The organism is Legionella saoudiensis (genome assembly GCF_001465875.1).
In the GTDB taxonomy this organism is placed as follows: Bacteria; Pseudomonadota; Gammaproteobacteria; order Legionellales; family Legionellaceae; genus Legionella; species Legionella saoudiensis.
Map to the genome: position 1 here is coordinate 842,503 of NZ_LN901324.1, position 13,486 is coordinate 855,988.

Here is a 13,486-nt window from a genome sequence, read left to right on the forward strand (position 1 = left end):
TTTATGCCTGTTTATGCCTCCTCTAAGCCCTGCTCCTTTTTTGGTTGTTAAAAAGAAAGACCAGTCTTTTTTTTCTCTGGATACAACACCACAGTACTCTTGGAGCACACAAGCTGGAGGGGTTGAGCAAGACACGAGTCTTCATTTATATAGACTTTTACTTAAAAACTGGCGACAAAACGCTGGCTTTGTACAATTGGCTAGTAAAGTTCCTATTGTTCCAAAAAGAATAAAGAAAGACAGTAAAACAGCTCCTTCTCTACCAAGAGGAACATTTACGCATAAAATATTTTTAGAAGATTTTGATGATTTAAATATTAGTCATTGGCCAGATCTTGCCTTTGCCTTCGGTACTATATTGTCTGACATCGTTCGCTATATCCGCCTAGGGGAGCCTGTTAGTATTAATTTCAGGGAAGTTTTTCTGGTTTCTAAAGGCGAACAGCCTCCTGCACAGTACCGACCAAATGTCGATATATTAGTTCATAGCGCTGCAGACTATAGTAAAGCAACCAATCGACTTTCTTACCAGCTCGGAAAATACCTTCTTAATGAATTTAAATTTAATCTTCCTAAGGCTAAATCTAATAGTTTTATTTGGAGTGACTATAAAACACCTTTAAAAGATTATAATTATTTCGATTCTGCTTTAATGGGCTATCTTTCTTTATATTACCAACGGAATTACCACTCTACGGAACACCCTGTTATCGCGTTTTCTAACCCCGTTGCAATTGATGAATTACTGCCATTCTTTCAGCATTTAACAGCAAATCGTTCTCATGAATTAATTCTTATCCTTAAAGGACCTCAATATGAGGATGAACAGGAAAGGCAAAGAGCTTATGAGGAATTAGTCCAGGTAATTGCTAAGAGCAAATGCAATTTTATAGTGCATATTTTTTTAATTACCAAAGAGAATCTCAATTGCAACTTGCTCGATTTAAAACCTAAATCCCCGGAGAAAACAGATGGACTGCACCCACTAGCCCATGATGCAGGCTATTATTTTTCCTCAACAAAAGCCATGTCCTCTATTTATCGAGCGATTCAGAGTCATAACCAGGTAAATGATACCTGGTTAAATCGCTTACAACAGCGCACCACTAAAATAAAGACTCTTGGGGCATACATTCGTGCTCAAGAGGTAAGCAAAAATGTACGTCGTTCAAAAACATTAACTCGAGAGCAATTAAAATCTAAAGTTCAATTATCGATTACCCATCAACAAAGCATCGCTCAGCAAGAAGAACTAAGCCAAACGCAGACAGTTAATGAACAAGTTCAGGAACAATTAGAGCTGGATGTCAATCAGCAGCAAAATTTTACCTTTGAGCGGGAGCTAAATTGGGATTTTAAAATAACATTGGATGGCTTTTGCAAAAAATTAGAGGCTTTTGCAAAAAAAAATCTGCCCAAAATCGCTGAACACGAACAAGTATTAGAGCAAGCAGGTTACCTTACCCAGTTTTATCTGAAAAAATACAGTAAACTCCATTTTTATCAGCAATTAGCGAATGATTCTACCTTTCGTTTACGAGTCGCTGCGCGTTTTTTTGGTCATGCCTTAATTGCAGATGAAAATGATAAAGACAAACTAATCAAGGTTCGGCTGCCTCATTACCCAATAGACGCAATGGAAGAATTCATTGCAGATGATTTAATCAATGGGGTTCATCTCTTCTTAGATGGTTTACCTGCTAAAGAATGTATCATCAAGGACTCCTTTTTCTATGGACGAACTTTATGCGGGCTTAACCGTAACCACACTGCAGTGCGTTTTTTTAATCCACCCCAAATTTTCTCTAAATTATCTTATCAATCTCAATTACAAACGGATAAGCGCACCAATAATGTTGAATCGAGCGGATTTCAAGATCCCTTAATTTATTCTGTCTTACTGCCTGAGGAGCTACTATCTACTGTTGATATAGACTTACAACATGAATTGGTACAAAAGGCAGAACAATTACTAAACTTATTTAAACCCCATCCTCCACTTAATGAAAAAGAGATTCTAACACTAGAATCACACTTTTTAAGTTTAGTTCGTTTTTTCTTTCCCAATAATATTGCTGATATTACTCATTTAGAGCAATTTATTTCCCAATTTCCAGAACATAATGAAGATAATTTAAAAATTTTACTGCACCTTGTTATTAGCAAGCATAAAAATGGATTGGATGCATTCTTTCAGTTGCTGTCGTTCTTAAACGCCTATTCTCTGTCAGATTATTTTTATAAAATCCATTTCCAATATGCTTTAAATGTTTCCTCCGTAAATCGGATACTCCATACCTACACCTCTAATCCCTTATTAAAACTTGCATCGAAAATTCCAGAGGGAAAACCATTGAATGAATGGCCTGACTTTGAGTTGTTTGCCCTTCATTTCTTGGTGTTTACTGCAAAAAATGGGCTAGCTCTTGATTATAATGAACTCGCACTGCTGGAACGATTTTGGCAGCGTGTTTATGCAAAATTCTTATTATATAGTGGCAATCAAGAAGCAGAAACTCAAAAGCTTATGCATCAGCTTACTCAACAACTTATTCATCATGATGGCTTATCAATTGCACCAATTTCTGAACTTAAAACATTCTACGAAGGCTTAGAAGCCCTACTTGATCACGCAATAGCGCAGAATTCTTTAAAAGAACAAATTGATGAAATACGAGATATTTCGTTAGTATACACTGATGCTCCTTATGCTTGGGAATGGAACGGTTTTAATGTGCTCAGCGCAGAAATGCAAATCTATTCTGCAGCCATTAATCCTTTGACCAAATCCTACGCCATATCTCATAAAGAATTAGAGCAAGCGATGATTGCTCACAAGGTGGGTGATAAGCCGCTTAAAACCATGCTGTTTCGTTTTTTGGGAACCCAGAGCCTCCGTGAGAATCTTGCATTTTATCGCCACTTGCACCAAACCACGACGCAAACCAATGACGAAATCTCTGCCTATATTTCGGAGTTGCTGTGCGCATATCATGCACTTACTTATACTGGAAATGGATATGGCAGCAACATTACGCAAGAAGTATTTAAAGAAAATTTTAATCGTTTTTTAAGTAAGCACCATTTAAATAATGGCTTATCAGATATCCAACTCTCTGCTGGCATTACCCGTTTTTTCATTCATCTAAACGAACAGTCAACAGACGAGCACAAGGGAATACAAAGCTTATGGAGCATTTGGAGAACTCATCAAGTTGATGCATTTAAAATAAGTAACACACCAATTCCCAGCGTTTTTTTAAGAAAGTTTGACGCAAAAAAATTAGGTAATTTTTTATTTTCGCAAAGAGAGAATCTGGAAAAAGCACTTCCTGAATTAAATAACAATCCGAAAAGTATAAGAGCTATTATCAATCAATGGGTTGAGGAGTTTAATATACCCGCAACGCACAAAAAAATTGTCTTCGCTTATTTAAAAAAGCTTTATCCTGGATTTAATCTCGCGATTCTTTTGCGTAATTTGCCACAAATTAACAATTTTTTAGAATCAATAACTTCTATTTCACATAACAATCCCAAAAGCTTTATTTATTTAACACTTGATATTCTGATTGAAAAAAATACCAATACGGATGCCTTACTGTGTTTTACTCAACTTTTTGCTGAGGAGCTCTCAAAGCATCAGAACCATGCCATTACCGATAAAAAAGCATCTAGCTTGCTTTTAGCACTAGCGAAAAAATCACATATTTACTGTTGCCTTCCTGAGAAGAAACCCTTAATTAGGGTGCTTTTGGAATCTTTTTTTAACACTGATAATGTCGATAGCCCACTATTTCTTGTAGACCTAGCCGAAAAATTACTACCGCTAAGTACTAATGAGGCCGAAAAAGTATTTACTACCTTAAGCCAAATGGCAAAAAATAATGATGGACTTGCTTTTTTAAATACCCACACTTATCTAAGCATGGTGCAATTAAAGGAATTATCCCTATTCTTCACCAAGGTTAAATCGCACTCCTTAGCCATAAATCTTATGCAGGACTTATTCAAACAGGATATGGCTTACGATCTGAGCATATTGAATGCGATTTTAAAAGATAAACCCAGTGAAGAAGTCGAATGCTTGTTAAAGCTAGCTCATAGCATTTGTCAGTACACGGAAGAACCTCTAGTAAATGAATTACGCAAGTTAATGAATAAGCCTTTGCCTGAATTAAAAAAACTAGTCCAGCTTCATCAAGTGCAATTTATTAGCGCATCAGAAATTTTAACTTTATTAGACACCCCGTCTTTAAACGAAGCAATAGCTCACCTTAAACGTCAAAAATCTGAGGAAAATCGACAACGTTTTGAATATAACCCTCAGTTTGTCAAAGAGAAAATTGCGGGCATTAAATTAAAATCTCATGAAACGAATGAGAATTTGCCTTTAAGCCAAGAAGAACAAGACCGCTTATGGGCTGATTATCAATTATTAATGTCCTATATGGTTGAAAAACCATTTAAATTCGAATCATCAGGAATCATAAAAGAATGCACCATACATGATTTAGATGAAGCTGATTTTCCAATTCTATTTAAAACATTACAAGAGCGCATCGCTAAAGGCGAAGACCGTCATCATAATCAATTACTTTTAATTGCCTTAAGTGCCGAAGCACTTTACCAGAGTACGAAAAAGTTTCCTCGCTGTACTCAAATACTCACTTTATTAAAACGCCTGCGCTATTCTGAAAATTTAATTCATGAGCTTAAAACGGGTGAAGGAAAGAGTATTGTGGGCGCCATGCATGGTGCTTGGCTTTGTGGATTAGGACATACTGTCGATATAGCTACAGAAAACGACGAATTAGCTCGTAATGCCTTAGAAAAATTTGGACCATTTTATCAATACTTAGGGATTGCTCATGGAAAAGATATCCTTGCTGCACAAAGCATCCATTCTGAATACATTGTTAATGGCATAAATTATTCGACAGCATCAAATATTGCTCTTTTCCGTGCACGCATGGCTTTAGAAAAGAAACCCCTGCCTAAAAACCCTGCCTTAGTATGTGATGAAATTGATGCCATATTAACAAGCACCATCCAGTTTCGCCTGGCTGCAACCTTAGATCCATTATTAAATGATACCAAAAAATGGACCCAGATTTATCAGATAGTACTTGAGTTTGTAAAAGAGAATGAACTTTTTATAAATAACCCATGCAGTGATCAAGAAGACATTTTAAATTTAAAAAATTATTTTATTGCCAAAAATCCCGATAAAGAGTTCCTTGAGTTTACAAATAAAATTTCAGATGAGTTGCTTAATATCTTAATCGAATCATCAATGGTGGCTCACGAATTAGAGGAAAAAGTTGATTACTATGTGGTTGAAACTATCGGTACTTCTGAGAAACGATATTATGCGGCACCGATTATTGCCAGTACCAAAAGACCCGATCCCAAAGTAAGCTATTCAGAATACGTGCAACAGTTATTACATACCTTACTTAATAACAAAAAACCGCCACCTGCTCATCCTTTTGTTGTTGAGCCATGTACAGAAACATTATTGGCCATCAGTGCTAAGAATTTTTTTGATTATTATCGCTTAAATGATGGACCTATTGTAGGGTTAACAGGAACCTCAGGCGCTCGTGTTGAGCTGGTCGAGTTCTATGAGGAACAAGGATTAGTTGCATTTAAGTATCCAACCTTCTATCCGGATCTTGCTGAAGATTTAGGCCTGGTCACCGCATTTGGACCCGAAGATCATCAGAAAAAAATTCATGAATGGATTGAGGCTTATAAGCGAGAAAACCCTTCTCAACCAATTCTATTAATCACTCCATCACCTCAAGCCACAGAAAATATATGGGGCTATTTAAAAACCAGAACCCAATGGTCGTTGCAATGTTTTCATGGCTATGCAGAAACTGGAAAGTCAGAGGAAAATGTCATTTATACTGCAGGTAAGGAGGATTTTCTTACTTTAGCTAATCAAAGCTTAGCACGAGGGGCAGATATTGATCCGGAGCATGAACAGGGACTATTAGTTATTAATACCTGTACTGATTTAACTGCCAGCGAGTTAGAGCAAATTGAAGGCAGAGCAGCACGCAACGGTAAGGCTGGGCGATATGCTTCAGTTATTGATGCACAAAAAATTGGTAGCCCTACTGATTCAGCACAAGCTTTAGCGGAAGCATTCCAAGCCCACCAACATCAGATTAGTTTAGCACAACAGCAGGAGCGATCAAAAATGCGTCTATTGGAAGACGCGCGCTATTTCATGATTAATGAGTATATCCTTAAACTTCGTGAAACAGCGGATAAAATTTTGATGCGCCAGTATGGGGAAGGCGCATCAATTACCGAACAACAAAACTTTCTGAAAACCTTAAATATACTGAATCAGAATGCAGAGAAACATTATGAACAGCTATTAAAAACCCATAAACTACTTGATAGCAATGCGGCTCATGAGTTTTTAACCGCACGAATTGGCGACCAAAATAATGTGCTTAATAAGTGGATTCCGCAAGATAGATTTAATTCCATACAATTTATTGAACCATCAATCCCTCTTGAAGTATTTACAGCCGCGGCTCCGCAATTACAGGGTGCTCCGATTAGTCAACTAAGTGCCTTAGCCAGTATTTTTTCTCGTAAATGGAGCGTAGATGGTCATCAGAAAACAATGCACCATATTCATGCATTAGAGGAGGTTTGCGAGCTTTTTGATCCCTATTTAAAAAAGAAATGCAGCTTTAAACAGGCGCTGGGGCAAGCATTAGAACGAAAAGGAACACTTCAGCGAGAGTTTATTGACGACCAAATTCACGTTATTAAATCGACTATTAACGAACTTATTTCCTATGCTCAAACCATTCCGCTAATTGGCTATTTAGTGCCTGCTGAGCGTATTAAAACCTTTTTTGCAAATTATCTAGATACAACTAAAAAACAAATTCTTGAGAAGAAATGGGATGAAATTAATTTACCAATTATTGATTTTTCGGGTGTAAATACTTGGTTTAGCGGGATTAGCACAGCGCTTACAATTAGCTCAGTACTTATGGGAGGGCCAATTCCTTATATTATAAAAAGTTTTATAATACCTACCATTTTTGGTTGGATAAAAAATAAACTAAAGAGCAGCTTTGCGGATTCTGAATCACTTGTAGCACAAATATTAATAGGACTTGATGATATTGGTAATGACTTGTCAAAGATGATTAAAGCACTTACCGAAATTACTAATGAAACAGAAATCAAAATAGGCTGGTTTTTGGATAACTTTGGCCCACTTGCAAAAAACAAAGCCCTGGTATTAGCCTTATCAAAATATTTAGAGTTATTAGGGAAAAAGGAGTTGTGTCCCCTAGTGTCCGTAATTCCTGAGGTATTAAATCTTTTAGAATCCTATCGCGAGCAGCAACCCGACGCACTTCTTAACGTAGATGCACTCATGGTATTTTTATCCTACGCCGCTCGTTCTGAACCCATTTTAAATGCCTTAAATAATACTCCGTATAAAACTAGTTTGCAGCGAGCCTCTCAGCTAAACCCAAATTTCCTCAACCAAATTAGCAACCTGTCTTTTGCTGAATTTCTAAATTTATTAAAAGTAATTGCTCATCCCAATTTCTTTGTTTTATTAGAAAAACTTCCGCCAGATACCTCTTATGAACAATTATGTCAATGGCTCGAAAAGATACCAGAAGATTTGCCCATTGATTGCCAGCATGCATTAAAAGAGTTCTTAAACTATCAGCAAGATCCAGAGCGTGTTGCTGAAGAAAGCAAACAAGACTTACAGAATTTACGCACGAAATTTAATTTAACCATGGAGCGGTTTACTGAGGGACTAGAGCGATTAAAGCCTAAGTTGTTGGTAAAACCTGAGGAACCAACACCTATACCAGAACCTCCAGTCTTACAAGTTGATCAACCGCAAAAAAGCTTTTGGGGTATGCAGCAAATAATTATGTGCTCAGCAGCTCTGGTAATTCTGGCGTGTAGTGTAGTCTATCTTTCAATTAGCCTTGCACTTACCGGCGTATTTCTTATGGGTTGGATGGCATATCCATACCTAGAACAACAAATTTCTAGCTATCTTAGCTCGAGGCAGAATATAGCTTCTCAAGAACCGTCTGGAAGTCTGACCCCATTGGCTTTGCTTAACCATAGCCCGGCTAAAGCTGTAAATACAAGCCCAGAAAAAAACAAAGCATCAACGATGCAAGAGAAATTGCCTAAGCTTATAGATTCGAAAGATTTATTTTTTACACCGGCTCTTCCAGAAAGTCCTTCCACAAAAAACCAAAACGTGGAACGAAGCCGCATCATAGCAGGGCTTTAAAGCTATGATCTTATTTGCTTACGATAAGGTTTACATTTCCTGTCTCATCTCCTCCTCACACAATAGTTCACCGTAGGATCAATGCCCTCTTCTCATTACAGTTTTGCCCCTGCAAATTAATCACATTGATGAAAGAAAGTCTTCGTTAAGAAAGTGTAAGGAATGCAAATTGTGTTCAATATTAATCATCATTGTGCTAAATTAATATTAGAGTAATTTACTGAATCGAGAGAAGTTATGGGTGGGCAACTGTATCTGAATGATGGACAACCTCCTAGTCGATCCAATGTGTGTGTTTCTGGTTATGAACGAGGTACACCGAATTTTGCATTAAGTAATTTTGATGACAATAAACGCAGAGGTTATGACTTTTATGATTCTGGTATGAAGCAAATAGTACATTTTCCAACCTCTGAGCATTATTTGCATTTTCAAAAGATACACCCTGACCATAGAGCAGCACATTATGCTAAATGGCAGAGTGCTAGCCCAGGAGAAATTCTTTCAGGAATAAGAGCCAAAAATAGCAAATTTTTTATTCCAAATGATCAACATGCTTATATGAATTATAATCCCCATACACGCGATTACGAATTTAATAAACAAAAATGGGACCAGGATAAAATTACAGTGCAAATGCAGATTAACGCTGCAAAATACCAACAATCATCTGAGTTTAGAGCAAGTATCCAGCATTCGATTGATCTAGGAACAGCATTAGGTGATGGCAATGGACCAGCCACCATTATCGAAGACACAAGTAGTTTGGCTAATGGTAAACAACCAGAGGAAGAATGGGGAACCGGTCCTGCTGGAAAGGGCAAAAATATTCTTGGGAACACGCAAACCGCCTTTGCCCAAATGGTTCAAGACGGTTTGGTGCCAACAGGTGTTCCTAAATTGGAAGACTTCCGGTCCCCTCAAATAAAAGCAATGTATAAAAAGGCTGATGATCAGTATCAAGGTGGTGTGCAAGAAGTATTAAGCAAAGTACGCGAACGTTCTGGTCATGACAAGGGTTTTGGGCAACCAGATACCTCTAATTTACATGGCTCACTTGTACAAACAGCAGATATTGTTAATGGTAAAATCGCAGCAAAGCAATTTTTACCTAGCCCAGGTCCTCAGCATCACGCTGCCCCACAACATCCAGGGCCTCAACATAAGGCACCTCAAGGACCTCAAGCCCCTAAAGCAACATCCCAAATACCGCATCAATATTGTGTAGAAAATAAAGATAGTACTAAACGCCTTCTTATCAATAACGAAAAAATTGTAGGGTATCAGTTTAAAAGACCTCCAAGTGATCGATGGGAAAATACCGGAACTCCAGAGCGCTTGAATGACATAAAAAATGCATTTAATAATGGTGGCAAATATTATGTAACCTTTGATGGTGGTAATAAACGTCTGGGTATTGATAATAATAAGGTTGTAGAACGCCAGTATAAAGATGTATCTACAGGCTGGAAATGGCAAGATAGCTCCAGAAAGGACTTGTTTGCGCATTTAGAAAATACATTTAATCGCTTACATCAAGCCTCACCACCACGCCATCATCAAGCGAATCAACAGAAAGTGGATGATCATTATACAAGCAAAAATGGTAATCAACGCCTGCTTATCAAAGATGATAAAGTTGTAGGATATCAGTATAAAGACACAACTACTCGCGGACAGTGGAAAGATAGTGGGGACAAAACCAGATTTACGGCCTTAGAAAATAAATATATTCTGTCTAAAATACCTCACCAATATTGTGTGGAGAGTAACGGAGGCAATCAACGTCTGATTATCAATAATAATAAAGTTGAAGGGTACCTGTTTAGAAAAGATCCGTCTTCCCCCTGGCAAACCGGAAAAAAAGAAGACATGAAGGGGTTAGAAAATGCCTTTAATAATGGAGGCAAATATTTTGTTGCCAGTGATGGAGGTAATCAACGTCTGCTTATCAATAATAATAAAGTTGAGGGGCACATGTTTAGAAAAGATCCGGCTTCTCCCTGGCAGACTGGAGGTAAAAAGGATATGCAGGGGTTAGAGCAGGCATTTAAGGACTCTAAAGCAGCAACTCATGCACCTCTACACCATGCGCATTATAATAACGGCAGTAAGCCTTCTAGCGCCCAAGAGAATATGGATGTTGTTTCGAAATATTACGCTCATGCGACTAAGTCCAACGATGACAACCGTTTCCATCTTTTTGATGTAAGCTCAGAACATTTTCATGATATGAAAGGGGATTTTTTAAAGACAAAAATATTAAGTGAATTTCACAAGGAACTTTCAAAATGTACTGATGTAAAGAAATTTGATGCAATGGTAAATTCTATAGTCAATAATAACGAAGCTTACGACATATTAAAAACCGGACAAGGGATTATAACAAAAATAACTGGAGGTGAAACCAGTTCCGTAACTGCATTCAAGGAAATGGTCAAGGATCTCAGATCGAAATTGCCTGATTCAGACGATGATCAGGACAAAATTGTTCCTGTATATTAAGACAATTCTCGTGCCGTACAGCTCTCTGTAGCTGGGCTAGCAACCCAGCCTACTTTTATGGTACAGCAAAATGCCACCCCATTGCTTTGGATAGCCCTTCCAGCATAATTTCTCCACGTATGCTATTTCCTTTGGAGTTAACCCGAGGGCTGAGAACAGCAATGCCAGCTTTACCAGGAACAGTTGCTATCGTATAGCCTGATACCCCGCTTTTAGCAGGCATTCCCGTTTTCACCATGTGCGTACCTGTTTCATCATATAAACCGCAAGTAGCCATAATAGCAACGGTAATTTTGCACGTTTCAGCAGAAATAATTTGCTCACCACTTAGAGGATCCTTTCCCCCATTGGCCAATAAGCTAGGTAGATACAGCATTTGCTCTAACATTGCCTCATAAGAGCATAAAGCAAAATAAAGGTCTAAGGTTTGATGAACCTCAGCGCCAAGGTTATTTCTACTTTTTAATAAATACGCGAGTGAGCGATTGCGATTCCCTGTCCGTTTTTCCGAAGCAAAAACTAAAGGATTAATATTTAAACGTTCTTTAAATAATTTTTGCACCCAATGTTCCAGCCATCGGAATTGTTGCTCACCTGTACCTGGTATGCGTGAACATAGAGTAATTGCTCCTGCATTAAGCATGGGATTTGAGGGTTTAGGGCCAAACTGTTCCAAACGAGTAATGGAAGCAAAATCATCGCCGGACGGCTCAACCTTAACCCATTCAAATAATTGCTCCTCGCCAAATTCTTCGAGCAAGCCAATCAAAGGGATCATTTTAGCAGTGCTTTGTAAGGTGACCGGGTGAAGAGTACTATTGCTATAAGAGATTGCTGGCTCTCCGATTGCTTGTACGGCAATTGCGGTTAATTCTTGATTTACATTAGCAAGTTCAGGAATGTAATCCGCTGTCTTGCCTTCTTTATTTAATTCAGCCGCTTGCGCGAGCTCTTGTAACAAATTAATTGTAAGTGACTTCGATGACATAGGGTTACTAGCTTGAAAAAGTGTCTATTATGGTAGATTTAGCACAGTAAAACAAATATTTTGTTTCTAAATTCTTTTTTATTTCAACTTGCTCTTTACTTAAACCACTCGCAGAACGAGCTATACTTAATTCGTAGTATTTTACTTTTCAATAAAAAAGAGTGATAAGGAGGTACATCATGTTAGGATGGGCACTAACCTTTTTTATTATCGCACTTATCGCTGCAGCATTTGGATTTGGAGGTATTGCTGTAGCTGCTGCAGGAATTGCAAAAATTTTATTCTTTTTATTCTTGGTCATTTTCTTGGTATTTTTAGTTATGGGTTTGATGGGAAGAAGACCTCCTCCACCCGTATAATTTTCCATGTATAATTGGGATAAAAGCTTTTGGCTTTTATCCCAATTTTATTTTACATATTAAGGACAATAACGATGGAATACAGACAACTTGGAAAGTCCGGCTTTAAAATCCCCGTATTAAGCTTTGGAACAGCTACATTTGGTGGAGGAAATGAATTCTTTAAATCCTGGGGTAGTTCTGGAGCAAAAGAAGCAAGACGCCTTGTAGATTTATGCCTTGATGCAGGAGCAAATCTTTTTGATTCTGCAGACATTTACTCTGATGGATTAGCTGAAGAGATTTTAGGTAAAGCGATATCTGGTAAACGAGACCGAGTTCTCATATCGACTAAAGCTACTTTCCGTTTAGGTAAAGGAGCCAATGATCTGGGCTCTTCTCGCATTCATTTATTAAAATCATGCGATGCGCAACTTAAACGATTAAAAACAGATTATATTGATTTGTATCAAATGCATGGCTTTGACCCCCTAACTCCAGTTGAGGAAGTCCTAAGAACTTTAGAAACTCTGATACAAAGTGGCAAAGTACGTTACATAGGCTGCTCTAATTTTTCAGGCTGGCATTTGATGAAATCGCTTGCCTTAGCTGATGCGATTGGAACAAACCGCTATATAGCGCATCAGGTTTATTATTCCCTTATTGGCCGAGATTATGAGCATGAATTGATGCCTCTAGCTTTAGATCAAGGTGTAGGCGCACTGATTTGGAGTCCTTTAGGCTGGGGGCGTTTAACCGGAAAAATACAACGTAATAAGCCCTTACCCCCAGTGAGTAGGCTTCATAATAGCTCTACAGAAGCAGGCCCACCGGTTTTTGAAGAGAAGTTATATGACATTGTTGATGTATTAATGCAGCTTGCGGCAGAAACAGGAAAAACGGTACCACAAATTGCATTAAACTGGCTTTTACAGAAACCCAGTGTTTGTAGTGTGATTATTGGCGCTAGAACAGAGGAACAACTGCAACAAAATTTAGGCTCTGTTGGTTGGAACTTAACAAGCGAGCAGGTAAAAAGACTTGATGAGGTTAGTACGCAAACCCTTCCATATCCTTATTGGCATCAAACGCAATTTCAGTCCGATAGAATGGAAATTAAAAAATAAACCATTCATGCATTAATGGTTGCAAAATGCAACTCGTCGTCGTTTGAAACAAGTGAGATAACCCGGGTTCCGTGCCTCGCTCCTGGGTTGCTTCGTCGCTACGCTTCTCACAAGGATAGGAATCAAGTTTCTAACTTAAAAACCCGTCATTGCGAACAAAGTGAAGCAACCCAGGGATTTGCTCCGGCCCTTGCCTGCTTCACTTTGTTCCTTT

At 38.1% G+C, this 13,486-nt stretch carries 5 protein-coding genes; 4 read left to right on the plus strand and 1 reads right to left on the minus strand.

Features of this window, described 5'->3' with window-relative positions; all coding sequences use genetic code 11:
• Nucleotides 1-13: 13 nt before the first annotated feature.
• The gene (locus BN3124_RS12645; protein WP_058535146.1) at nt 14-8,314 is read left to right on the plus strand and encodes a preprotein translocase subunit SecA; all 8,301 of its coding nucleotides are present in this window, start codon (nt 14-16) and stop codon (nt 8,312-8,314) included.
• A gap of 237 nt (nt 8,315-8,551) precedes the next feature.
• Entirely contained in the window at nt 8,552-10,819 is a 2,268-nt protein-coding gene (locus tag BN3124_RS12650) for a hypothetical protein (RefSeq protein ID WP_058535147.1), read from the plus strand.
• Between the two features lie 55 nt (nt 10,820-10,874).
• On the opposite strand, the gene glsA is transcribed toward BN3124_RS12650, so the two are convergent.
• Nucleotides 10,875-11,807, minus strand: coding sequence for a glutaminase A (gene glsA / locus BN3124_RS12655; RefSeq protein WP_058535148.1), 933 nt, complete (start codon nt 11,805-11,807; stop codon nt 10,875-10,877).
• A 179-nt stretch (nt 11,808-11,986) separates the two neighbouring features.
• Between glsA and BN3124_RS12660 the strand changes: the two genes are divergently transcribed.
• Together BN3124_RS12660 and BN3124_RS12665 are read left to right on the plus strand one after the other, a co-directional pair.
• Complete coding sequence (locus BN3124_RS12660) at nt 11,987-12,166, plus strand: DUF1328 family protein (protein WP_058535149.1); 180 nt, start codon at nt 11,987-11,989, stop codon at nt 12,164-12,166.
• Between the two features lie 74 nt (nt 12,167-12,240).
• Nucleotides 12,241-13,272 carry an aldo/keto reductase gene (locus BN3124_RS12665; protein WP_058535150.1) on the plus strand — a complete coding sequence of 344 codons (1,032 nt, stop codon included), beginning with the start codon at nt 12,241-12,243 and terminating at the stop codon, nt 13,270-13,272.
• Nucleotides 13,273-13,486 lie beyond the last annotated feature (214 nt).